The following is a 24,927-nucleotide window of genomic DNA, read 5'->3' as shown; positions in this document are numbered from 1 at the left end:
GAGGGTTAGGGTGAGGGCATAAAACTATAATGGTGAATCCTGGCTAATCTCATCCAGCGATAACTGGAAGCTCGGTACAAACACCTTCATGAAATAGTCCATTTCTTCGCTGTGGCGGTCCGCCAGGGTTTTTTCGAGTCGGCTTTTCGCCAGCAAAAACTCGTTATTCCCGGCAGACAGTTCTTCAAGACATTTCAGGTAGGCGCATAGCGCATCAGCTTGTTTCACAATCGCTCTTTCTTCATCGCTACTGCGATGCTCATCAATAAGCGGCGCCCAGATATCGCGTAACTCTTCCGGCACCATATCAATGAGCTTCTGCTGCGCAATTTTCTCGATGGCTTTGTATTCGTGGGCAATCTGCGAGTTGAAATATTTTACGGGAGTGGGCAGATCTCCGGTTAAAACTTCGCTGGCGTCGTGATACATCGCCAACAGCGCAACATGTTCGGCGTTAATTTTCCCGTTAAATTTACGGTTTTTAATCACTGCCAGGGCATGAGCGACCATCGCGACTTGTAAGCTATGCTCCGAAACATTTTCGGTACGCACATTACGCATCAACGGCCAACGATTGATTAATTTCAGACGTGAAAGATGGGCGAAGAAATGGCTCTGGCTCATAGGTACACTCGGTGTCTACTACAAAGAAAACCATTGTGCAGGGGGGCAGGGGAAGATGCAAACATCTCCCCCCTCAAGGTTTACTGGTGGTAGTGCCCCAGGAAACGGCCAAATTTATTGATTGCCATTTCCAGTTCGTCAACGCGCGGTAAAGTCACAATACGCACGTGATCCGGCCACGGCCAGTTAAATGCAGTTCCCTGAACCAACAGCACTTTTTCTTGCAGCAAGAAATCCAGCACCATTTTTTGGTCATCATGGATGTTAAAACGTTTCGCATCGATTTTCGGGAACATATACAGCGCACCGCGTGGCTTCACACACGAGACACCCGGAATATCGTTAATCAATTCCCATGCGCGATTGCGTTGCTCATACAGACGCCCGCCAGGCGCGATAAATTCACTGATACTCTGATAGCCGCCAAGTGCCGTCTGGATCGCATGTTGAGCCGGAACGTTGGCGCACAGGCGCATCGACGCCAGCATTTCCAGACCTTCAATATAACCTTTAGCGTGTTTTTTCGGTCCGTTCAGTACCATCCAGCCCTGACGGAAGCCCGCGACGCGGTAAGTTTTGGACAAACCGTTAAAGGTGACAGTCAGCAAATCAGGTGCGAGAGCTGCAATCGAATGGTGTTGGGCTTCGTCGTAAAGAATCTTGTCGTAAATTTCATCAGCAAAAATAATTAAATTATGCTGACGAGCGATCTCCACGATTTCCAGTAGCAGTTCTTTAGAGTAGACCGCGCCGGTTGGGTTGTTCGGGTTAATAATCACAATCCCGCGTGTACGAGGTGTGATTTTAGCTCGAATATCATCAAGATCCGGGAACCAATCGGAAGACTCATCACATAAATAATGAACAGCTTTACCGCTGGAAAGTGATACTGCAGCCGTCCATAAAGGGTAATCCGGAGCAGGAACCAACATCTCATCGCCGCTATTGAGCAAGGCTTGCATGGATTGCACAATCAGCTCAGATACACCGTTCCCGATATAGATGTCTTCAACCGTCACATCCCGCATGTCACGTGCCTGATAATGCTGCATGATGGCTTTGCGTGCGGAGTAAAGTCCTTTTGAGTCGCAGTAACCTTGCGCTGTAGGCAGGTTACGAATCACATCGACAAGAATTTCATCCGGTGCATCAAAACCAAATGGCGCAGGGTTGCCGATATTCAGTTTGAGGACTTTATTCCCTTCTTCTTCAAGGCGTTTTGCCTCTTTGAGCACGGGGCCACGGATGTCATAACAGACGTTATCAAGTTTGCTGGATTTTTCGATAGGGGACATGAACCTGACCTTAAATGTTAGCGTCACTTCCTGCCGTGGAAGCGACCAGGCATCAATGTACTCCTGCCACGCGCAGATTTGAAGGTGGGCGAAGCGCTGAACTGTAATTAATCTTCTGAATTTTTGAGATAGTGATAAAACCAGGTGAGTGATGTTTTTGTAGTGTTATATGTCGTAAAGTGTGCATTTATCAATTAAAAATATAACAAAATGAGGTTTTTTTAAGTCTGTTAACTACCTCTGCGTGTGGTGTTGCAGCAGGTAATGCTGTGTTAATTGCGAATTTAATTGAGTAATAGTTAAGGAAAATTGAATATTCATGCTTAAGGTTAAAATGAATACATTAGAGTGAGTTAATAATATGTATAAAAAAATAACAACCGATATTATTAATATAAATAGTTAATAGAGTTGAATTTCCTCTCATTTACCTTGAAAGAAAATGTCCAATTTTGGTAATAATTGGTAGAAGAAAGAATTAAAAAAGAGAATGAGATCAGATAATTCGCAACAAAAGTTATGAGATGAGACGATTTGCGGTAAGATATCCTACAGTTAATGGCAGGTGTTTCTTGTTGAATATTACGCAACTCTATGTTTTGTTGTGGGTTCGTTCGTGGTCACCATGCCCGGCTAATTACCCTTGCTGCGTGGTAACATTAAGAAGATTTTCATCAGTCATACACTCGTTGTTGTTGTGTATCGAATAAATAAAACTCATTATTGAAGTGGATTTACAATAATTACTCAGTTTTAATTTACGCGACTAGTACGTTAAGACGAATGTTTGTATGTTGTTTACGCCAGTATAATAACTCCCGGAATACGCACTGCACATTATTGGTGCGTGTCACCCAGGGTTAGTGAAAATAAAAAAGTCAGAGCGACTGTCAGGATGATGGTGCAGCCCTACGGGGACGTTCTGTAAAAGGGAATTGCTTTATCTTTTTGATAAATCACAGCAATAAAACTAAGGCAGACTCGTAAGAGCAACCTACTAGTGAAAAAATTATGATTAACGCAAATCGTCCGATATTAAATCTCGACCTCGATCTGCTAAGGACTTTTGTTGCCGTAGCGGATCTCAATACCTTTGCTGCGGCGGCAGTTGCGGTGTGCCGTACTCAATCGGCAGTAAGCCAGCAGATGCAGCGTCTGGAACAGTTAGTAGGGAAAGAGCTTTTTGCACGTCATGGCCGTAATAAGCTACTGACAGAGCATGGAATCCAGCTTCTGGGCTACGCGCGAAAAATTCTGCGTTTCAATGATGAAGCTTGCACCTCACTGATGTTTAGTAATTTGCAGGGCGTGCTGACCATCGGCGCCTCTGATGAAACAGCGGATACGATTCTGCCATTCCTGCTTAATCGGATAAGTTCCGTTTATCCAAAGCTTGCGTTGGACGTGCGGGTTAAACGTAATCCGTTCATGATTGAAATGCTCAACCAGCAGGAAGTTGACTTAGTTGTTACGACAGCGAAGCCTGCACATTTTGAATCCATTGTTTTACGCACTTCACCGACGTTATGGTATTGCGCGGCAGATTATGTCTTCCAGAAAGGTGAAACTGTCCCTCTGGTGATGCTCGACGATCCGAGTCCTTACCGGGATATGATGCTTGAGCATTTGAATGCAGAGCGCATTCCTTGGCGTATTGCTTACGTTGCTTCAACGCTTTCAGCGGTACGAGCGGCCGTTAAAGCAGGCCTGGGTGTTACCGCTCGTCCTGTTGAAATGATGAGTCCTGAGTTGCGCGTGCTCGGTAGCGCTGATGGCTTACCCGTGATGCCAGAGACCCAATATCTGTTGTGCCGCAATATGCAAACGACCAATGATTTGGCGCAGGCTATTTTTAGTGCGCTGGAATCCAACCCAAATCCCTATCGTTATTTGGCTTCATCAGATGAAGATGATGGCACTGTGTTAATGGAACGCGATTTCGAGTAACGCATGGCAGGTTGTTGGTAACAAAATATGAAATTTGAAAACAGGTCACTGAGTTTGTTTTTTAGCTCAGTGGCTTGTTTTTTATTCAACGCAAGATAAGTTTATTGCTATTTTGTAAAAACATGTTTTAAAACAAACCACTCCGCACCTCCCTCACTGACTGCCTTCATCCACCGTCTTCTGAATCAACTCGTGTTTAAATGTTAAAAAATAGGCCGCAATGTTGTTGGTTTTTGATATGGATTAACAAAAGCGTGTCTCAGATCAAGAAAATACTCCCTATAGGGGGGATGAATAGTTGAGATTTCCTGCCAAAATAGAACAGTAGTTATTTTTTTCCACCGTTACGGACACGATTCACCATCAATAAAACCGAGTTAATCACTCGGCGTTACTAACGTTTAAGGCACTAAATGTTAATGAAGGTGGTGTCATGTAAATTAATGTGTGGATACTTTTGTTAAAGTTGACAAAAGGTTATAGAAAGGAGTAAAAAACCCCATCAATTTGCTGGTAAAGTTTTGATTCCAGCAGTTATTGTAAGGTTTATTGTTCCTCCCCATGAATCGATGTGGTGTTCATCTGCCAGCAAGAGCAGAGACTTTGGCGCCACTTTTGATGAGTAAGCAATGAGTATGTCAACATCCACTGAAGTTATCGCTCACCATTGGGCGTTCGCAGTTTTTCTTATTGTTGCCATTGGCCTGTGTTGCGTAATGCTTCTCGGGGCCTGGTTCCTTGGCGGGAGAGCTAAGGGTCGGCACAAAAACACTCCCTTCGAGTCAGGTATCGACTCAGTTGGTACAGCGCGCTTACGTCTATCCGCCAAGTTTTACCTGGTCGCCATGTTCTTCGTCATCTTCGACGTGGAAGCCTTGTATCTCTATGCGTGGTCAGTGTCCATCCGTGAAAGTGGATGGGTAGGCTTCGTCGAGGCCGCAATTTTCATTTTAGTGTTACTGGCAGGCCTGGTGTATCTGGTGCGTATTGGCGCGCTTGACTGGACACCTGCGCGTTCGCGCCGTGCCCAAATCAACCCGGAAACCGACAGTATCACTAACCGTCAGCAGTAACAGCGAGGCAATAAGATGGACTATACGCTCACCCGCATAGACCCCGACGGTGAGAACGACCGTTACCCCCTGCAAAAACAGGAGATCGTAACCGATCCTCTTGACCAAGAAATCAACCGTAGCGTGTACATGGGCAAGCTCGAACATGCCATGCACGATATGGTGAACTGGGGTCGTAAAAACTCAATTTGGCCTTATAACTTTGGCCTTTCTTGCTGCTACGTTGAGATGGTGACCTCGTTTACCGCCGTGCATGACGTGGCACGTTTTGGTGCCGAAGTATTGCGTGCTTCTCCGCGTCAGGCTGACCTAATGGTGATTGCCGGAACCTGCTTCACCAAAATGGCTCCCGTCATTCAGCGTCTTTATGACCAAATGCTCGAACCAAAATGGGTCATCTCAATGGGTGCCTGCGCCAACTCCGGCGGCATGTACGACATCTATTCCGTGGTGCAGGGCGTGGATAAATTCCTTCCGGTTGATGTTTACATCCCTGGCTGCCCGCCGCGTCCGGAAGCTTACATGCAGGCTCTGATGCTGCTGCAAGAATCTATTGGTAAAGAACGTCGTCCGCTCTCGTGGGTAGTTGGCGATCAAGGTGTGTATCGCGCCAATATGCAATCCGAGCGCGAACGTAAACGTGGTGAGCGTATTGCTGTCACCAACTTGCGCACACCAGACGAGATTTAATTTGCGCCTGTGGTCGGCGTGAGTTTACTTCGCATATCAATAATATTAGCGCGAAGCCGCTGACCAACAGTCACCACAGTACCATTTGCAATGGTGAGAATTATGACCGATTTAACTGCGCATGATGCCAACCAGCAAGCCTGGCAAACCCGTGACCATCTTGATGATCCGGTTATTGGCGAACTGCGTAACCGTTTTGGGCCGGACGCCTTCACTGTTCAGCCAACCCGCACTGGTGTTCCGGTGGCCTGGGTTAAGCGTGAACAATTACTGGAAGTTGTCGATTTCCTGAAAAGACTGCCAAAACCTTACGTCATGCTATTTGACTTGCATGGTATGGATGAGCGTCTTCGTACTCACCGCGACGGTTTACCGGCCGCGGATTTTTCCGTTTTCTACCACCTGATTTCTATCGATCGCAATCGCGACATCATGCTCAAGGTGGCGCTGTCTGAAAACGACCTGAACGTGCCAACGATAACCAAACTGTTCCCTAACGCGAACTGGTATGAGCGTGAAACATGGGAAATGTTTGGCATTACCTTTAATGGTCACCCGCACCTGACGCGCATCATGATGCCGCCAACGTGGGAAGGCCATCCGCTGCGTAAAGACTACCCGGCGCGTGCCACCGAGTTCGATCCGTTTGAATTGACCAAACAGAAAGAAGACCTCGAGATGGAAGCGTTGACCTTCAAGCCTGAAGATTGGGGCATGAAGCGCAGCAGTGAACATGAAGACTTCATGTTCCTGAACCTCGGTCCTAACCACCCATCTGCTCACGGTGCATTCCGTATTGTCCTGCAACTCGACGGTGAAGAAATTGTCGATTGCGTTCCGGATATCGGCTATCACCACCGTGGCGCTGAGAAAATGGGTGAGCGTCAGTCCTGGCACAGCTACATTCCGTATACCGACCGTATCGAGTACCTCGGCGGCTGCGTAAACGAAATGCCCTACGTGCTGGCGGTCGAAAAACTGGCGGGTATCAAGGTTCCTGAACGCGTAGACGTTATCCGCGTCATGCTGTCTGAACTGTTCCGAATCAACAGCCACCTGCTGTACATCTCCACGTTTATTCAGGATGTGGGCGCGATGACTCCGGTGTTCTTCGCCTTTACCGACCGTCAGAAAATCTATGACCTGGTCGAAGCGATTACCGGTTTCCGTATGCACCCGGCCTGGTTCCGTATCGGCGGTGTGGCACATGACTTGCCAAACGGTTGGGAACGTCTGCTTAAAGAGTTCCTCGACTGGATGCCGAAACGTCTGGATTCCTACGAGAAAGCTGCGCTGCGCAACACCATCCTGAAAGGCCGTTCTCAGGGCGTTGCTGCTTATGGTAAGAAAGAAGCGCTGGAGTGGGGCACTACCGGTGCTGGCCTGCGTGCTACTGGTGTCGATTTCGATATCCGTAAAGCTCGCCCTTACTCTGGTTATGAAAACTTCGACTTCGAAATTCCGGTCGGCGGTGGCATCAGCGACTGCTACACCCGCGTGATGTTGAAAGTTGAAGAACTTCGCCAGAGCTTGCGCATTCTTGATCAGTGCCTGAAAAACATGCCTGCTGGCCCGTTCAAAGCTGACCATCCGCTGACAACGCCGCCGCCGAAAGAGCGCACGCTGCAACATATCGAGACCCTGATCACTCACTTCCTGCAAGTTTCGTGGGGCCCGGTTATGCCGGCTAACGAATCCTTCCAGATGATTGAGGCGACGAAAGGGATTAACAGTTACTACCTGACCAGCGACGGTAGCACCATGAGCTACCGTACCCGCATCCGCACCCCGAGCTTTGCGCACTTGCAGCAAATCCCGTCTGCGATTCGTGGCAGCCTGGTTTCTGACCTGATTGTCTATCTGGGTAGTATCGATTTTGTAATGTCTGATGTGGATCGCTAACTATGCACGATAAACAACAACCCCAGGCTGAAGCTTTTGAACTGAGTGCGGCCGAGCGTGATGCGATTGAGCACGAAAAACATCATTACGAAGATGCTCGCGCAGCGTCTATCGAAGCGCTGAAAATTGTACAGAAACAGCGTGGCTGGGTGCCAGATGGCGCTATTTATGCCATCGCTGACGTGCTGGGCATTCCTGCCAGTGACGTAGAAGGTGTTGCGACATTCTATAGCCAGATTTTCCGCCAGCCGGTGGGCCGCCACGTTATCCGCTATTGCGATAGCGTGGTTTGCCATATTACGGGCTACCAGGGCATTCAGTCGGCTATCGAAGCAAAACTGAGCATCAAACCGGGTCAAACCACGTTTGATGGTCGCTTTACCCTGCTGCCAACTTGCTGTCTGGGCAACTGCGACAAAGGGCCGACCATGATGATTGATGATGACACTCACAGCCATCTGACGCCGGAAGCGATCCCTGATTTGCTGGAGCAGTACAAATGAAAACCGTAATTCGTACTGCCGAAACCCACCCGCTGACCTGGCGGTTGCGTGATGACAAACAGCCGGTCTGGCTGGATGAATATCGCAGCAAAAACGGCTACGAAGGTGCTCGTCTGGCGTTGACTGGCCTTGCACCAGATGAAGTCGTTAACCGTGTTAAAGACGCTGGCCTGAAAGGGCGCGGCGGCGCAGGCTTCTCCACGGGTTTGAAGTGGAGCCTGATGCCAAAAGACGAGTCCATGAACATCCGTTACCTGCTGTGTAACGCCGATGAAATGGAACCCGGTACTTATAAAGACCGCTTGCTGATGGAGCAACTGCCGCACCTTTTGGTTGAAGGCATGTTGATTTCTGCTTTCGCTCTCAAAGCGTATCGCGGATACATCTTCCTGCGTGGCGAATACATCGAAGCTGCGGTGCATCTGCGCCGTGCGATTGCAGAAGCCACCGAAGCGGGCCTGCTTGGCAAAAATATTCTCGGTTCTGGTTTTGATTTTGAGCTGATCGTGCACACCGGTGCCGGGCGTTATATCTGTGGTGAAGAAACCGCATTGATTAACTCCCTCGAAGGCCGTCGTGCAAACCCACGTTCAAAACCACCATTCCCTGCCTCAAGCGGCGTGTGGGGTAAACCGACCTGCGTCAACAACGTTGAAACGCTGTGTAACGTCCCGGCGATTCTGGCGGATGGCGTTGAGTGGTACCAGGGCATTTCTACCAGCAAAGATGCCGGTACTAAGCTGATGGGCTTCTCGGGTCGTGTGAAAAACCCTGGCGTTTGGGAATTACCGTTCGGCACCACGGCACGTGAAATCCTCGAGGATTATGCGGGCGGTATGCGCGATGGACTGAAATTCAAAGCCTGGCAGCCGGGTGGGGCAGGGACTGACTTCCTGACCGAATCACACCTCGATTTACCGATGGAATTCGAAAGCATCGGCAAAGCAGGCAGCCGTTTGGGTACTGCACTGGCGATGGCCGTAGACCATGAAATTGGTATGGTTCCGCTGGTTCGTAACCTGGAAGAGTTCTTTGCCCGCGAATCTTGCGGATGGTGTACACCGTGCCGTGATGGCTTGCCGTGGAGCGTAAAAATTCTGCGTGCGCTGGAGCGTGGCGAAGGCCAGCCAGGGGATATCGAAACACTTGAGCAACTGTGTCGATTCCTTGGTCCAGGTAAAACCTTCTGTGCGCATGCGCCAGGTGCGGTTGAGCCATTACAGAGCGCGATTAAATATTTCCGCGAAGAATTCGAAGCAGGCATTGCCAAACAAGATTTCGGTAACACCCGTGCCATTAGTGGTATTCAGCCGAACTTGTTAAAAGCACGCTGGTGATATCTGCGCCGATAAAGGTGCAGGTAAGAAAAATTTTATAATTAACTGGAAGCATGCTGACTATGGCTACGATTCATGTAGACGGCAAAGAATATGAGGTAAACGGGTCAGACAACCTGCTACAAGCATGTCTGTCACTCGGCCTCGATATTCCTTATTTTTGCTGGCACCCGGCGCTAGGCAGCGTCGGTGCTTGCCGCCAGTGCGCGGTGAAGCAATATCAGAACGCAGAAGATCTTCGTGGCCGCCTGGTGATGTCTTGTATGACACCGGCCTCGGACGGCACGTTCATCTCTATTGATGACGGTGAAGCAAAAGAATTCCGTGAAAGCGTTGTGGAATGGTTGATGACCAACCACCCGCACGATTGCCCGGTTTGTGAAGAAGGCGGCAACTGCCACTTGCAGGATATGACGGTCATGACCGGTCATAGCTTCCGCCGCTATCGCTTCACCAAACGTACTCACCGTAATCAGGATCTCGGCCCGTTCATCTCTCACGAAATGAACCGCTGTATCGCCTGTTACCGCTGCGTACGTTATTACAAAGATTACGCTGACGGCACCGACCTGGGTGTTTATGGCGCGCACGATAACGTCTACTTCGGTCGCCCGGAAGACGGCACGCTTGAGAGCGAATTCTCCGGTAACCTGGTAGAAATCTGCCCGACCGGCGTGTTCACGGACAAAACTCACTCCGAGCGCTATAACCGTAAGTGGGATATGCAGTTTGCACCGAGCATTTGCCAGCAGTGCAGCATCGGCTGTAACACAAGCCCTGGTGAGCGCTATGGTGAATTGCGTCGTATCGAAAACCGCTATAACGGTACCGTGAACCACTACTTCTTGTGTGACCGTGGCCGCTTCGGTTATGGCTACGTCAACCTGAAGGATCGTCCACGTCAGCCGATCCAGCGTCGTGGCGACGATCTGATCACCCTGAACGCTGAACAAGCGATGCAGGGCGCGGCAGATATTCTGCGCCAGTCGAAGAAAGTGATCGGTATTGGATCCCCTCGTGCCAGCGTAGAAAGCAACTTTGCGCTGCGCGAGTTGGTCGGTGCGGACAACTTCTACACTGGTATTGCAACCGGTGAACAAGCACGTTTGCAACTGATGCTCAAAGTGCTGCAAGAAAGCGGCGTTCACACTCCGGCGCTGCGTGAAATCGAATCTTACGATGCGGTTCTGGTGCTGGGCGAAGACATTACCCAAACTGGTGCACGTGTTGCGCTGGCTGTGCGTCAGGCCGTCAAAGGCAAAGCGCGTGAAATGGCAGCAGCGCAGAAAGTGGCTGACTGGCAGATTGCCGCAATCCTGAACATTGGTCAGCACGCCAAACATCCACTGTTTGTCACCAACATCGACAGCACTCGTCTGGACGACATCGCCGCGTGGACTTACCGTGCGCCGGTTGAAGATCAGGCGCGTCTGGGCTTCGCAATCGCCAACGCGCTGGACAGCAGTTCTCCAGCAGTTGAATTGGATCGCGACCTGAAAAACAAAGTCGACGTTATCGTGCAAGCGCTGGCGGGTGCGAAAAAACCATTGATTGTATCCGGTACTAACGCCGGTAGCGAAGCGGTGATTCAGGCGGCAGCTAACGTGGCTAAAGCACTGAAAGGCCGTGGTGCCGATGTCGGTATCACTATGGTCGCTCGCGCGGTTAATAGCTTAGGCCTCGGCATGATTGGCGGCGGCTCGCTTGAAGAAGCGTTGAGTGAACTGGAAAGCGGTGCGGCCGATGCGGTCGTGGTGCTGGAAAACGATCTGCATCGTCATGCTTCTGCGGCGCGTGTTGACGCAGCACTGAGCAAAGCTCCGTTGGTGATGGTTATTGACCATCAACGCACGGCGATTATGGACAAAGCCCACCTGGTGCTGTCCACCGCAAGCTTTGCTGAAAGCGACGGAACAGTGATTAACAACGAAGGCCGCGCACAGCGTTTCTTCCAGGTTTATGACCCGTCTTACTACGACCATTCAGTGGTGATGCTCGAAAGCTGGCGCTGGTTGCACTCTCTTCACAGCACGGTTCAAAGCCGTGAAGTGGACTGGACGCAACTCGACCACGTTATCGACGCGTGCGTGAAAGCGCTGCCACAACTGGCCGGAATTAAAGATGCGGCACCAGATGCCAGCTTCCGTATTCGTGGTCAGAAACTGTCGCGTTCTCCAATCCGCTCTAGTGGCCGTACGGCGATGCGCGCGAACATCAGCGTGCATGAACCGCGCCAGCCGCAGGATAAAGACACCATGTTTGCTTTCTCTATGGAAGGGAACAACAGCCCGTCGGCTAACCGCCAGCAAATTCCATTTGCGTGGGCGCCAGGCTGGAACTCACCGCAGGCATGGAACAAATTCCAGGCCGAAGTGGGTGGCAAACTGCGTCATGGTGACCCGGGTGTACGTCTGATTGAAGCGTCCGAAACAGGGATTGATTACTTCACCGACGTGCCGGAAATCTTCCATGCCGAAGAAGGGAAATGGCGTATCGCGCCTTACTACCATCTGTTTGGCAGCGATGAAATGTCCCAGCGATCTCCGATATTCCAGAGCCGCATGGCCGAGCCGTATATCAAGCTCAATCCGGCAGACGCTGCAAAACTGGGCGTGAATGCGGGAAGCCTGATTTCGTTTAGTTACGAAGGCCAGACGTTGAGTCTGCCGCTGCAACTTTCCGAAGGTCTGGCAGCAGGGCAGGTTGGTTTACCGATGGGGATGCCAGGCATTGCTCCGGTACTGGCGGGTGCTCGTCTTGAAAATCTCCAGGAGGCTGGCCAATGAGTTGGTTAACACCGGATGTTATCGACATTCTGCTGAGCACTCTTAAAGCGGTCGTAATCCTGCTGGTAGTCGTGACTTGCGGCGCGTTCATGAGCTTTGGTGAACGTCGTTTGCTGGGCCTGTTCCAGAACCGTTACGGACCGAACCGTGTTGGCTGGGGCGGCTCGCTCCAGTTAGTCGCGGATATGATCAAGATGTTCTTTAAAGAAGACTGGACCCCGCGCTTTGCGGACCGTGTCATCTTTACTCTGGCACCGATGATTGCCTTCACCTCGATGCTGCTGGCCTTTGCGATTGTGCCGGTCAGCCCGAACTGGGTGGTTGCCGACCTGAACATTGGTATTTTGTTCTTCCTGATGCTGGCAGGTCTCGCGGTTTATGCGGTGTTGTTCGCTGGCTGGTCAAGTAACAACAAATACTCACTGTTGGGCGCAATGCGTGCTTCTGCGCAGACACTGAGCTACGAAGTGTTCCTCGGTCTTTCCCTGATGGGCGTTGTGGCGCAAGCGGGTTCGTTCAATATGGGCGATATCGTTGATAACCAAGCTAATTTGTGGAACGTCATCCCGCAGTTCTTTGGCTTTGTGACCTTCGCCATCGCAGGCGTTGCGGTATGCCACCGTCACCCGTTTGACCAACCGGAAGCGGAGCAAGAACTGGCAGATGGTTACCACATCGAATATTCAGGCATGAAGTTCGGCCTGTTCTTCGTGGGTGAGTACATCGGCATCGTTACCGTTTCAGCCCTGATCGTCACCCTGTTCTTTGGTGGCTGGCATGGCCCGTGGTTACCACCATTCATCTGGTTCGCGCTGAAAACCGCGTTCTTCATGATGATGTTCATTTTGATCCGTGCATCGTTGCCTCGTCCGCGTTATGACCAGGTGATGTCATTTGGCTGGAAAGTTTGCCTGCCGCTGACGCTGATCAATCTGCTGGTGACCGCCGCGGTCATTCTCTATCAGGCACCATAAGGGGTGAAAAAACCATGACATTGAAAGAGTTAGCGGTTGGTTTCGGCACCCAGGTACGCAGTATCTGGATGATCGGTCTGCACGCGTTTGCCAAACGTGAAACGCAGATGTATCCGGAAGAGCCAGTCTATTTACCGCCGCGCTACCGTGGCCGCATCGTGCTGACGCGCGATCCGGACGGCTCCGAGCGTTGCGTAGCCTGTAACCTGTGTGCGGTAGCCTGCCCGGTAGCCTGTATCTCTTTGCAAAAAGCAGAAACAAAAGATGGCCGCTGGTATCCAGAATTCTTCCGCATCAACTTCTCGCGCTGCATCTTCTGTGGCCTGTGCGAAGAAGCGTGCCCAACCACAGCGATTCAGCTCACCCCAGATTTCGAACTGGGCGAGTTTAAGCGCCAGGATTTGGTGTACGAAAAAGAGGACCTGCTGATCTCCGGTCCGGGCAAATACCCGGAATATAACTTCTACCGGATGGCAGGTATGGCAATCGACGGCAAAGATAAGGGCGAAGCGGAAAACGAAGCCAAGCCTATCGACGTCAAAGGCCTATTACCTTAAAGGAGCAAGGCAATGGAATTCGCTTTTTATATTTGCGCAATCATCGCGGTTGGGACCACCTTACGGGTGATCACGCATACCAACCCGGTGCATGCCTTGCTGTATCTGATTATCTCATTGCTGGCGATCTCCGGGGTGTTCTTCTCCCTGGGGGCGTACTTTGCCGCAGCGCTTGAGATTATCGTTTACGCCGGTGCCATCATGGTGCTGTTCGTCTTCGTGGTCATGATGCTTAACCTTGGTGGCTCGGTTGTTGAACAAGAGCGCCAATGGCTGAAACCGCAACTGTGGATTGGGCCTGGTGTTTTGTCTGCTGTCCTGCTGGCGGTGCTGGTTTACGCGATTCTCGGTCTGAATGACCAGGGTATCGACGGCACATCAGTGAGTGCAAAAGCGGTAGGTATCGCGCTGTTCGGACCGTACGTTCTGGCAGTGGAATTAGCCTCAATGCTGTTGTTAGCGGGTCTGGTTGTGGCCTTCCACCTGGGTCGTGAAGACCGCCCTGGTGAAGTGCTGAGCAATCGCCAGGCTGACGCGGCTGCTAAAAGAAAAACGGAGGAGCACGTATGATTCCGCTGCAACATGGACTAATCCTTGCTGCCATTTTGTTCGTTCTTGGGCTGACTGGCCTGGTGATTCGTCGCAACCTGCTTTTCATGTTGATTAGCCTGGAAGTGATGATCAACGCCGCGGCGCTTGCGTTCGTGGTCGCCGGGAGTTATTGGGGCCAGGCTGACGGCCAGGTGATGTATATTCTCGCGATTAGCTTAGCTGCCGCCGAAGCCAGTATTGGCCTCGCGCTGTTATTGCAGCTCCATCGTCGTCGCCAGAGCCTGAATATCGATTCAGTAAGTGAGATGCGTGGATGAACCTTCTCTGGTTAACCATTCTTTTGCCTTTTATTGGCTTTTTATTGTTGGCGTTCTCTCGTGGCCGCTGGTCAGAAAACCTTTCTGCCACGGTTGGGGTTGGCTCAATCGGCCTTGCGGCGTTAGTCACCGCGATTGTTGGGGTTGATTTCTTTAACAACGGAAGAGAAGCGTTTACCCAGCCATTATGGACCTGGATGTCAGTCGGCGATTTCAATATCGGCTTTAATCTGATCCTCGACGGTTTGTCGCTGACCATGCTTTCTGTGGTCACAGGCGTTGGCTTCTTGATCCACATGTATGCCTCCTGGTATATGCGTGGGGAAGAGGGCTACTCCCGCTTCTTCGCCTACACCAACTTGTTTATTGCGAGCATGGTCGTTCTGGTGCTTGGCGATAACCTGCTGCTGATGTATCTCGGTTGGGAAGGCGTGGGCCTGTGCTCGTATCTGCTGATTGGTTTCTATTACACCGATCCGAAGAACGGCGCGGCGGCCATGAAAGCATTCGTTGTGACTCGCGTGGGCGACGTGTTCCTCGCTTTCGCACTGTTCATTCTTTACAACGAACTGGGCACGCTGAACTTCCGCGAAATGGTTGAACTGGCACCGCAGCACTTTGCGGCTGGCAACCAAATGCTGATGTGGGCAACTCTGATGCTGTTAGGTGGCGCGGTAGGTAAATCTGCGCAGTTGCCTTTACAGACCTGGCTTGCTGATGCGATGGCTGGCCCAACGCCGGTTTCAGCGCTGATCCACGCGGCCACCATGGTTACCGCTGGTGTCTACCTGATTGCTCGTACTCACGGCCTGTTCCTGTTAACGCCTGAAGTGCTGCATTTAGTGGGTATCGTAGGTGCGGTGACGCTGGTGATGGCAGGCTTTGCGGCACTGGTGCAAACCGATATCAAACGTGTGCTCGCGTACTCGACCATGAGCCAGATTGGCTACATGTTCCTGGCGCTGGGCGTACAAGCGTGGGATGCGGCGATTTTCCACCTGATGACGCACGCTTTCTTCAAAGCGTTGCTGTTCCTGTCATCCGGTTCGGTGATTCTTGCCTGCCACCACGAACAAAACATCTTCAAAATGGGTGGCCTGCGTAAGTCCATTCCGCTGGTGTATATCTGCTTCCTGGTCGGCGGTGCCGCGTTATCTGCGTTGCCACTCATTACTGCGGGCTTCTTCAGTAAAGATGAGATTCTGGCCGGTGCGATGGCGAATGGTCATGTGAACCTGATGGTTGCAGGTCTGGTCGGTGCATTTATGACCTCGCTGTATACCTTCCGTATGATCTTCATCGTCTTCCACGGTAAAGAGCAGATTCACGCGCATGCGCTTAAAGGCATCACTCACCACCTGCCGCTGATTGTGCTGCTGGTGTTGTCCACTTTCGTGGGGGCAATGATTGTTCCGCCATTAGCGGGCGTCCTGCCAGCAACCACAGAGCTTGCACACGGTAGCGTGCTGACGCTGGAGATCACTTCTGGTGTGGTCGCCATCGCGGGCATCCTGATTGCAGCATGGCTGTGGCTGGGCAAACGCACTCTGGTGACCTCCATTGCTAACAGCGCACCGGGCCGCTTCTTCGGTACCTGGTGGTTCCATGCCTGGGGCTTCGATTGGCTGTATGACAAAGTCTTCGTTAAGCCATTCCTCGGTATCGCCTGGTTGATTAAGAGCGATCCGCTGAATTCACTGATGAACATTCCGGCAGTTCTTTCCCGCTTTGCAGGCCGCGGCCTGTTGGTGAGCGAGAACGGTTATCTTCGCTGGTATGTGGCATCAATGAGTATCGGCGCGGTGGTTGTTCTGGGCTTGCTGCTGGTCTTGCGCTAATTCAACGCTCCCTCCTCTGAATAAGGGGAGGGAATGTGAGTGATGTTTTGGTTTATTTTGACTTAGGGACACAAATGCCATGCTATTACCCTGGCTGATACTCATCCCCTTTATTGGCGGCTTCTTCTGCTGGCAGACTGAACGTTTCGGCGTAAAAGTGCCGCGTTGGATCGCGCTGGTAACGATGGGACTGACACTGGCTCTCTCTTTGCAACTGTGGTTAGCCGGTGGCTACACACTGACGCAATCCGCAGGTTTGCCGCAGTGGCAGTCTGAATTTGTTTTGCCGTGGATCCCACGCTTTGGGATTGAAATCCATCTGGCGTTGGATGGCCTGTCATTGCTGATGGTGGTCCTAACCGGTCTGCTCGGCGTGCTGGCGGTACTCTGTTCCTGGAATGAAATCGAAAAATATCAGGGCTTTTTCCACCTCAACCTGATGTGGATCCTCGGTGGCGTTATCGGCGTGTTCCTTGCCATCGACATGTTCCTGTTCTTCTTCTTCTGGGAAATGATGCTGGTGCCGATGTACTTCCTGATTGCACTGTGGGGCCACAAAGCCTCCGACGGGAAGACGCGTATCACCGCTGCGACCAAGTTCTTCATCTACACCCAGGCAAGCGGCCTGGTGATGTTGATTGCCATTCTTGGTCTGGTGTTCGTGCATTACAACTCAACCGGCGTCTGGACATTTAACTACGAGCAATTGCTGCACACTGAAATGTCCAGCAGCGTTCAATGGTTGCTGATGCTGGGCTTCTTCATTGCGTTTGCGGTGAAAATGCCAGTGGTTCCATTGCACGGTTGGTTACCCGATGCGCACTCCCAGGCACCGACGGCGGGTTCTGTTGACCTCGCAGGTATCTTGCTGAAAACCGCGGCCTACGGTCTGCTGCGTTTCGCACTGCCGCTGTTCCCGGAAGCGTCTGCTGAATTTGCACCTATCGCGATGTGGCTGGGTGTCATCGGTATCTTCTACGGCGCGTGGATGGCCTTCGCACAAACCGATATCAAACGCCTGATTGCTTATACCTCCGTTTCCCACATGGGCTTCGTGTTGATTGCCATTTATACCGGCAGCCAACTGGCTTACCAGGGGGCGGTGATTCAGATGATTGCGCACGGTCTTTCTGCGGCCGGTATGTTCATCATCTGTGGTCAGATTTACGAGCGTCTGCACACTCGTGATATGCGTCTGATGGGTGGTCTGTGGAACAAAATTAAATGGCTGCCAGGTCTGTCGCTGTTCTTTGCAGTGGCAACGCTGGGTATGCCGGGTACCGGTAACTTCGTTGGCGAATTTATGATTCTGTTCGGCAGCTACCGTGTCGTGCCAATGATTACGATTATCTCGACCTTCGGTCTGGTCTTTGCCTCGGTATATTCTCTGGCGATGATTCATCGTGCTTACTTCGGTAAAGCGAAAAGTGAAATCAGTGATAAACAACTGGCAGGCATGTCGCTGCGCGAGTTCTTTATCATCCTGTTGCTGGTGGTGTTGTTAGTCCTGTTGGGCTTCTACCCGCAGCCAATTCTGGATACTTCGCATTCCGCGATGAGCAATATTCAGCAGTGGTTTACCAGTTCAATTCCAACTACAAGGCCGTAATTCGCCATGACTATAACTCCTCAACAATTGATCGCGCTGCTACCGCTGCTCGTCGTCGGATTGACGGTGGTGGTTGTGATGCTCTCCATAGCGTGGCGACGCGACCATTTTGTCAATGCAACACTGGCAGTAATCGGCCTGAACGCCGCGCTCGTTTCACTGTGGTTTGTCGGCCAGGCTGGCGCAATGGACGTCACGCCGCTGATGCGCGTTGATGGCTATGCGATGCTTTACACCGGTTTGGTTTTGCTGGCGAGCCTTGCGACTTGTACGTTTGCTTATCCGTGGCTGCAAGGTTATACCGACAACCGCGAAGAGTTTTACTTACTGGTATTGATTGCTGCTCTCGGCGGTATTCTGCTGGCTAACGCAAACCACCTGGCAGCGTTGTTCCTCGGTATCGAGCTGATTTCTCTGCCGCTGTTCGGTTTGATTGGTTACGCTTTCCGCCAGAAACGTTCGCTGGAAGCCAGTATCAAATACACTATTCTGTCTGCCGCAGCGTCTTCATTCCTGCTGTTCGGTATGGCGCTGGTGTATGCGGAATCTGGCGACCTGTCGTTTGTGAGCCTCGGTAAGAGCCTCGCCGATAACATGCTGCATGAACCGCTGCTGCTGGCGGGTCTGGGTCTGATGATTGTTGGACTTGGCTTTAAACTGTCACTGGTTCCATTCCACCTGTGGACACCAGATGTTTACCAGGGCGCACCGGCTCCTGTTTCCACTTTCCTGGCCACCGCCAGCAAAATCGCCATATTTGGTGTGGTGATGCGTCTGTTCCTCTACGCGCCAGTTGGCGATAGCGAAGCAGTGCGTGTGGTGCTGGGGATTATCGCCTTCGCATCTATCATCGTTGGTAACCTGATGGCGTTGAGCCAGACCAACATCAAACGCCTGCTGGGTTACTCGTCTATCGCGCACCTGGGTTATCTGCTGGTGGCACTGATTGCGCTGCAAAGCGGCGATATGTCGATGGAATCCGTTGGTGTGTATCTGGCCGGTTATCTGTTCAGCAGCCTCGGCGCGTTCGGTGTTGTCAGCCTGATGTCCAGCCCGTACCGTGGTCCGGATGCTGATTCGCTGTACTCCTATCGTGGTCTGTTCTGGCACAAGCCGATTCTGTCTGCGGTGATGACCGTGATGATGTTGTCTCTGGCGGGTATCCCAATGACCCTGGGCTTCATCGGTAAGTTCTACATCATCGCCGTCGGTGTGCAGTCTCACCTGTGGTGGCTGACCGGTGCTGTGGTACTGGGCAGTGCGATTGGTCTTTACTACTATCTGCGTGTGACGGTGAGTTTGTACCTGAACGCACCGCAACAGCCAGGCCGTGATGCGCCAACAAACTGGGCATTTACTGCGGGCGGCGTTGTCGTGCTGATCTCCGCTGTGCTGGTGTTGTTGCTGGGTGTTTACCCGCAACCGCTGATTACGCTGGTGCGTATGGCGACACCGATGATGTAGTTCCAACCCGACCTGTGAAAGGGCTGCCCAACAGGGTGGCCCTTTTTGTTTTATGGGCTTGCTACACTTAAGCGAGCATTTTCAAACGTGCGGAAGCATATCTTGCGCCAGGTAATTAAATATGGAGTTTTATGACCACGCATCTGGTCTGGTTTCGCAATGATTTACGGGTAAATGATAACCTGGCATTAGCAGCCGCATGTCGTGATCCCCACGCTCGTGTCGTCGGTCTTTTTATTGCCACACCAGGGCAATGGCGGCAGCACGATATGGCCCCGCGTCAGGCCGAGTTTATCTGGCAACACGTGCAAAGTTTGTCTCACGCACTTGCCCAGCGCGGCATTGAGTTGCGGGTTCATGAAGTGGCTGATTTTAATGCCTGCGCTGAATACCTGAAGAGTTTCTGTGAACAGCAACACATCGACGCCCTGTTTTATAACTATCAATACGAACTTAATGAACGCCAGCGTGATGCAGCGGTTGAGAAGGCGCTGGGTCGGGATGTGGTTTGTCAGGGTTTTGATGACAGCGTATTACTGCCGCCCGGCAGCGTCACAACGGGCAATCACGAGATGTACAAAGTCTTCACACCTTTTAGCAAAGCGTTTATCAAACGCTTGCACGAAGGTTTACCGGAATGTGTTCCGGCGCCGAAAGCACGTGAAATCACATTGCCTGAGCCAGAAATACTCCGCGAATTTGATTATTCCCGCCAGCCAATAGATGAAAGTTTGTTCCCCATCGGCGAACAGCAGGCGATTAACCAACTGCGCCAGTTTTGCCGCCAGCCGGTTGCCGATTACGAGCAACAACGGGATTTCCCCGCCATCGACGGGACCAGCCGCTTATCGGCGTATCTGGCGACGGGTGTGTTGTCCCCACGCCAGTGTTTACATCGTCTGCTGAAAGAACATCCCCAGGCGCTGGAGGGGGGAAGTGGGAGTATCTGGCTAAACGAATTAATCTGGCGTGAGTTTTATCGCCATTTGCTGGTGGCGTATCCGAAACTTTGTCGCCATCAGCCATTTATCTCATGGACAGACAACGTTGTCTGGCGACAAGATGAATCGCAGTTTCTCGCCTGGCAGCAAGGGAAAACAGGTTTCCCGATTGTGGATGCGGCCATGCGCCAGCTCAACACCACAGGCTGGATGCACAATCGTTTACGGATGGTGGTGGCGAGTTTTCTGGTCAAAGATTTATTGTGTGACTGGCGGCGTGGTGAACGCTACTTTATGTCACAACTGATTGATGGGGATCTCGCCGCAAACAATGGCGGCTGGCAATGGGCAGCCTCCACAGGCACCGACGCGGCACCTTATTTTCGCATCTTCAACCCGACCACACAGGGTGAGCGTTTTGATGCGCAAGGGGAATTTATCCGCCGCTGGTTGCCTGAGCTGACTGATGTGCCGGATAAATATATTCATACGCCCTGGGTTTGGGCAGAAAAACAACAATTGAAGCTGGACTATCCACGCCCCATTGTTGAACATAAACAAGCACGTATCGCGACACTCGCCGCTTATGAAGCGGCCCGGAAATCTTGAGAGAAAGAAGATGAAAAATAGCGAACTCGAACGTCTGATTAACGAGAAGCTCAATAGTGCTGCGATAAGCGATTACGCACCGAATGGTTTGCAGGTTGAAGGGCGCGAAGAGATTCGCAAAATTGTGACCGGCGTGACCGCAAGCCAGGCGCTGATTGATGAGGCGATACGCCAACAGGCAGACGCTATTATCGTTCACCATGGTTATTTCTGGAAAGGTGAATCGCCGGTGATTCGCGGCATGAAACGCAATCGCCTCAAAGCGCTGCTGGCTCACGATATCAATCTGTTTGGTTGGCACCTGCCGCTTGATGCCCATCCGCAACTCGGTAATAACGCGCAGCTTGGTGCGTTGCTGGGCATTGAAACCAAAGGTGAAATTGAGCCGCTGGTGCCCTGGGGAGAGTTCCCAACGCCACTTTCCGGCGTTGAACTGGCGTCATGGATTGAAATGCGTCTGGGGCGCACACCGCTATGGTGTGGCGATACCGGCCCGGAACACATTCGTCGCGTGGCCTGGTGTACGGGCGGCGGGCAGAGCTTTATTGATAGCGCGGCCCGTTTTGGCGTCGATGCTTTCATTACCGGCGAAGTTTCAGAACAAACTATTCATTCGGCGCGCGAACAAGGTCTGCATTTCTATGCGGCTGGCCATCACGCCACTGAACGCGGCGGCATCCAGGCATTGAGCGACTGGCTGAACAGCGAAACCGATTTAGACGTGACCTTCATTGATATTCCGAACCCGGCATAACGCAAGACCGAGGAGAAAAAGTGCAAAGAGCACGCTGTTATCTATTAGGCGAAAGCGCAGTGGTTCTCGAACTGGAGCCACCATTATCATTGGAAAGTCAGCAACGTATCTGGGGATTGACCCAACGATTGCTGGAAGCGCCTTCCGTGTCGGAAGTCATCCCTGGGATGAACAATATCACCGTCGTATTACGTGAGCCGCAGAACCTGGCGCTGGATGGCATTGAACGCATCCAGCGCTGGTGGGAAGAGAGTGAAGCCATGATACCCGCCTCGCGCTGCGTGGAAATCCCGGTAATTTACGGTGGCAACCACGGGCCAGATTTGGCAGAAGTGGCCGGGCATTGCGGTTTATCGGTAAGTCAGGTGGTCGAACAACACGCGGCGGTTGATTACGTGGTCTATTTCCTCGGCTTCCAGCCTGGTTTTGCGTACCTGGCAGGGCTTGCGCCCACGCTTGTCACCCCACGACGCGCTGAACCGCGTTTGATGGTTCCTGCCGGTTCGGTGGGAATTGGCGGCAGTCAGACCGGAATTTACCCGCTGGCAACGCCGGGCGGTTGGCAGATTATCGGTCAGACGTCGTTGAAATTATTCAATCCGGCAGCAGAGAAACCGACATTATTAAATCCGGGTGATACCGTGCGCTTTGTGCCTCAAAAGGAGGGCGTGTGCTGAAAATTATTCGTGCCGGGATGCACATGTCAGTGCAAGACACCGGCCGCTATGGCTATCGTCAATTAGGCGTGAGCCGCTGCGGTGCGCTTGATGCACCAGCGTTACAAATCGCTAATTTGTTGGTAGGAAATGCGCCGGAAAGCGCAGCGCTGGAAATCACGCTTGGCCATTGCGTCGTTGAGTTTACTCAGGATACCTGGTTTGCCCTGACCGGTGCGGGTTGCCATGCCGAGTTGGATGGTCGCGCGGTGTGGACTGGCTGGCGTTTACCGGTGAAAGCGGGTCAGCAACTGAAGCTCAAAAACCCTGAGCGTGGCATGCGGAGTTATCTTGCTGTTGCGGGTGGTCTGGACGTGCCTGAGGTTCTTGGCTCGTACAGTACCGATCTTAAAGCGCAGGTGGGTGGCCTTGAAGGACGCTTGGTGAAAGATGGCGATGAGATCCCTGTGCTGCCTACCAAACGCCATTTCCGCGAAGCGCGGGGCGTGAAACAGCTGTTATGGGGCAATCGCATTCGGGCGCTGGCGGGGCCGGAATATCATGAATTTACGCAAACTTCACAAGATGAATTCTGGCGTCTGCCGTGGCAGTTAAGCCCGCAAAGTAACCGCATGGGCTATCGCTTACAGGGGCAGCGCCTGGAGCGCACCACTGACCGCGAGTTGCTGTCGCATGGCTTGTTGCCCGGTGTGGTTCAGGTGCCGCATAACGGGCAGCCTATCGTGCTGATGAACGATGCCCAGACGACCGGCGGCTATCCGAGAATCGCCTGCGTAATTGAAGCCGATATGTTTAACCTGGCGCAAATACGACTCGGCGAACCCGTGCATTTTGTGCAATGCACGCTTGAGGAAGCGCTGAAAGCGCGTCGCGAGCAGCATATTTATCTCGAGCAACTGGCCTGGCGGCTGAATAACGAAGACTGATTTTCAGGGATAATGTGATGCCAGAAGGCCCGGAAATACGACGAGCGGCGGATAAACTCGAAGCCGCGGTTTTAGGTAAACCTTTAACTGCGGCGTGGTTCGCCTTTCCTGAATTAAAAGCGTTTGAACAGGCACTTGTCGGCCAAAAAGTTGAGCGTATCGAAACACGCGGTAAAGCGTTACTGACGCATTTTTCTGCCGGTTTAACCCTTTATAGCCACAACCAGCTTTATGGCGTGTGGCGCGTGGTCAACACCGGGGAAATGCCGGAAACCACGCGAGTACTGCGCGTGAAATTGCAGACAGCCGATAAAGCCATTTTGCTCTATAGCGCTTCGGATATTGAAATGCTCGATGCAGACGGTCTGGCGAAACATCCATTTTTGTTGCGCGTCGGGCCGGATGTTTTGGATCTCACACTGAGCGCTGAACGGGTGAAAGAGCGTTTGTTGTCGACGAGATTTCACAAGCGGCAGTTCAGCGGTCTGCTTTTGGATCAGGCATTTCTGGCAGGATTAGGAAACTATCTGCGCGTTGAAATTCTTTGGGCGGTGGGGTTGCTGGCGCAGCATAAAGCGCAGGATTTAACCCCCGAGCAACTCGACAAACTGTCGCATGCACTGCTGGATATTCCGCGACATTCCTACAATACGCGTGGGAATGTCGATGAAAATAAGCATCATGGGGTGATTTTTAGCTTTAAGGTGTTTCATCGGGCGGGGCAGAAGTGCGAACGCTGCGGTGGCATCATCGAGAAAACAATGCTTTCCTCCAGGCCATTTTATTGGTGCCCGGGCTGTCAGCATTAAACAATCCTGAAGATTGCGTTTATCTCATCGGGCAGAGATCGGGTATATTGGGACGCAGATCACAAAAAAATCTTAAAGGAAGACGTTGTACTATGAGTTATCGTTTCGCCCTGACTGCCATGGCAGCCGTTTTAGCCCTCACGGGATGCACAAAATCGAAAACAGCCGACCAGGCTCCGGTTTTCGATTTCGGCTCCTCGCGGGTGACAGTGACGCATATTCCGACTAAAACTGACGATGGCACTGCAATTTACGTGACTGTCGATAGCAAGGATGCCGGTAAGCTGGGGACGAGTGAGAGTCTCGAGGTTCAACTGCCTGAGGGCAAGCATAAAGTCGGCGGCTATGCCCGGACGCTGATTGGTCGTGTGACCATCGCGCCTGTCGAAGTGTCGACATCAAGCGACGTTATCAGCCATGTGACCTATTCTGTGACGAACGGCAAACCGACATTTATCGTCCGTGCATCAACTCCAGTACCGAAACCGAAATCAGAATCGATTCCGGCAGAACCCATTCCGATGATACCGAAGCAAATTGAAGAGCCTGCCGCCACCGAACAGACGCAGGCTGAAGCACCCGCCGCGCCAGTCGCAACGCCGGAAACACAGGAACCGCCGAAAGTCACCGAGTTGACACCAACCATTCAGTCGCCGACAGAGACGCAAACGTCGACACCGCAGGGCGTGAGCATCACTAATCTGACGGATACGCCGCAGGCATAACAATGCGCAGGGTTCAGG

At 52.0% G+C, this 24,927-nt stretch carries 22 protein-coding genes; 20 read left to right on the top strand and 2 right to left on the bottom strand.

The genetic code is table 11. From position 1 onward, the window contains the following. Positions 1-24 precede the first annotated feature (24 nt). Complete coding sequence (yfbR, locus tag GBAG_RS14115) at positions 25-624, bottom strand: 5'-deoxynucleotidase (protein WP_034497235.1); 600 nt, start codon at positions 622-624, stop codon at positions 25-27. 80 nt (positions 625-704) lie between these two features. After that, positions 705-1,919: an alanine transaminase AlaA gene (gene alaA, locus GBAG_RS14110; protein ID WP_034497233.1), complete on the bottom strand. Its 1,215-nt coding sequence runs from the start codon at positions 1,917-1,919 to the stop codon at positions 705-707. Positions 1,920-2,930: 1,011 nt separating this feature from the next. Here alaA and lrhA point away from each other — a divergent pair. The 20 genes from lrhA to GBAG_RS14010 all read left to right on the top strand — a co-directional run bounded on the left by lrhA (position 2,931) and on the right by GBAG_RS14010 (position 24,909). Then, a complete protein-coding gene (gene lrhA / locus GBAG_RS14105; protein WP_034497231.1) occupies positions 2,931-3,866 on the top strand; it encodes a transcriptional regulator LrhA in 936 nt (311 codons plus the stop codon). 629 nt (positions 3,867-4,495) lie between these two features. Next, the gene (gene nuoA / locus GBAG_RS14100) at positions 4,496-4,939 is read left to right on the top strand and encodes an NADH-quinone oxidoreductase subunit NuoA (RefSeq protein WP_034497229.1); all 444 of its coding nucleotides are present in this window, start codon (positions 4,496-4,498) and stop codon (positions 4,937-4,939) included. Between the two features lie 15 nt (positions 4,940-4,954). Then, entirely contained in the window at positions 4,955-5,629 is a 675-nt protein-coding gene (nuoB, locus tag GBAG_RS14095) for an NADH-quinone oxidoreductase subunit NuoB (protein ID WP_034458804.1), read from the top strand. A gap of 90 nt (positions 5,630-5,719) precedes the next feature. Then, positions 5,720-7,531 (top strand): NADH-quinone oxidoreductase subunit C/D, encoded by a 1,812-nt coding sequence (nuoC, locus tag GBAG_RS14090; RefSeq protein ID WP_115627733.1) that lies wholly within the window; start codon positions 5,720-5,722, stop codon positions 7,529-7,531. Positions 7,532-7,533: 2 nt separating this feature from the next. Then, on the top strand, positions 7,534-8,034 hold the full coding sequence (gene nuoE / locus GBAG_RS14085; protein ID WP_034497224.1) for an NADH-quinone oxidoreductase subunit NuoE: 501 nt from the start codon (positions 7,534-7,536) through the stop codon (positions 8,032-8,034). Further along, positions 8,031-9,371, top strand: a complete 1,341-nt coding sequence (nuoF, locus tag GBAG_RS14080) for an NADH-quinone oxidoreductase subunit NuoF (protein ID WP_034497222.1) — start codon at positions 8,031-8,033, stop codon at positions 9,369-9,371. Before nuoE ends, nuoF begins: the two co-directional genes overlap by 4 nt. Before the next feature lie 62 nt (positions 9,372-9,433). Then, a complete protein-coding gene (nuoG, locus tag GBAG_RS14075) occupies positions 9,434-12,157 on the top strand; it encodes an NADH-quinone oxidoreductase subunit NuoG (protein ID WP_034497240.1) in 2,724 nt (907 codons plus the stop codon). Next, entirely contained in the window at positions 12,154-13,131 is a 978-nt protein-coding gene (gene nuoH, locus GBAG_RS14070; protein WP_034497219.1) for an NADH-quinone oxidoreductase subunit NuoH, read from the top strand. Before nuoG ends, nuoH begins: the two co-directional genes overlap by 4 nt. Positions 13,132-13,145: 14 nt before the next feature. Next, positions 13,146-13,688: an NADH-quinone oxidoreductase subunit NuoI gene (gene nuoI, locus GBAG_RS14065; RefSeq protein ID WP_034458795.1), complete on the top strand. Its 543-nt coding sequence runs from the start codon at positions 13,146-13,148 to the stop codon at positions 13,686-13,688. A gap of 12 nt (positions 13,689-13,700) precedes the next feature. Further along, complete coding sequence (gene nuoJ, locus GBAG_RS14060) at positions 13,701-14,258, top strand: NADH-quinone oxidoreductase subunit J (protein WP_034497216.1); 558 nt, start codon at positions 13,701-13,703, stop codon at positions 14,256-14,258. Next, positions 14,255-14,557, top strand: coding sequence for an NADH-quinone oxidoreductase subunit NuoK (nuoK, locus tag GBAG_RS14055; protein ID WP_034458791.1), 303 nt, complete (start codon positions 14,255-14,257; stop codon positions 14,555-14,557). The genes nuoJ and nuoK overlap by 4 nt, the downstream gene beginning before the upstream one ends. After that, entirely contained in the window at positions 14,554-16,395 is a 1,842-nt protein-coding gene (gene nuoL, locus GBAG_RS14050; RefSeq protein WP_034497214.1) for an NADH-quinone oxidoreductase subunit L, read from the top strand. Before nuoK ends, nuoL begins: the two co-directional genes overlap by 4 nt. A 79-nt stretch (positions 16,396-16,474) precedes the next feature. After that, entirely contained in the window at positions 16,475-18,004 is a 1,530-nt protein-coding gene (gene nuoM / locus GBAG_RS14045) for an NADH-quinone oxidoreductase subunit M (RefSeq protein ID WP_034497211.1), read from the top strand. A gap of 6 nt (positions 18,005-18,010) precedes the next feature. Further along, a complete protein-coding gene (gene nuoN / locus GBAG_RS14040; RefSeq protein ID WP_034497210.1) occupies positions 18,011-19,468 on the top strand; it encodes an NADH-quinone oxidoreductase subunit NuoN in 1,458 nt (485 codons plus the stop codon). Positions 19,469-19,599: 131 nt separating this feature from the next. Then, positions 19,600-21,018 carry a deoxyribodipyrimidine photo-lyase gene (phrB, locus tag GBAG_RS14035; protein WP_034497208.1) on the top strand — a complete coding sequence of 473 codons (1,419 nt, stop codon included), beginning with the start codon at positions 19,600-19,602 and terminating at the stop codon, positions 21,016-21,018. 10 nt (positions 21,019-21,028) lie between these two features. After that, on the top strand, positions 21,029-21,772 hold the full coding sequence (locus GBAG_RS14030; RefSeq protein ID WP_034497207.1) for a type 2 GTP cyclohydrolase I: 744 nt from the start codon (positions 21,029-21,031) through the stop codon (positions 21,770-21,772). Positions 21,773-21,792: 20 nt separating this feature from the next. Continuing rightward, a complete protein-coding gene (pxpB, locus tag GBAG_RS14025) occupies positions 21,793-22,449 on the top strand; it encodes a 5-oxoprolinase subunit PxpB (protein WP_034497205.1) in 657 nt (218 codons plus the stop codon). Next, positions 22,443-23,375 (top strand): 5-oxoprolinase subunit PxpC, encoded by a 933-nt coding sequence (gene pxpC, locus GBAG_RS14020; protein ID WP_034497202.1) that lies wholly within the window; start codon positions 22,443-22,445, stop codon positions 23,373-23,375. The genes pxpB and pxpC overlap by 7 nt, the downstream gene beginning before the upstream one ends. Before the next feature lie 17 nt (positions 23,376-23,392). Continuing rightward, positions 23,393-24,184: an endonuclease VIII gene (gene nei / locus GBAG_RS14015; RefSeq protein ID WP_034497199.1), complete on the top strand. Its 792-nt coding sequence runs from the start codon at positions 23,393-23,395 to the stop codon at positions 24,182-24,184. A 92-nt stretch (positions 24,185-24,276) separates the two neighbouring features. Further along, on the top strand, positions 24,277-24,909 hold the full coding sequence (locus GBAG_RS14010) for a hypothetical protein (protein ID WP_034497196.1): 633 nt from the start codon (positions 24,277-24,279) through the stop codon (positions 24,907-24,909). The last annotated feature ends 18 nt before the right edge of the window (positions 24,910-24,927 follow it).

Origin of the sequence: Buttiauxella agrestis ATCC 33320 (assembly GCF_000735355.1) — a bacterium.
Lineage (GTDB): Bacteria > Pseudomonadota > Gammaproteobacteria > Enterobacterales > Enterobacteriaceae > Buttiauxella > Buttiauxella agrestis.
The sequence above is the reverse complement of the archived record's forward strand: the minus strand, read 5'-3'. Positions and strand labels throughout refer to the sequence as shown.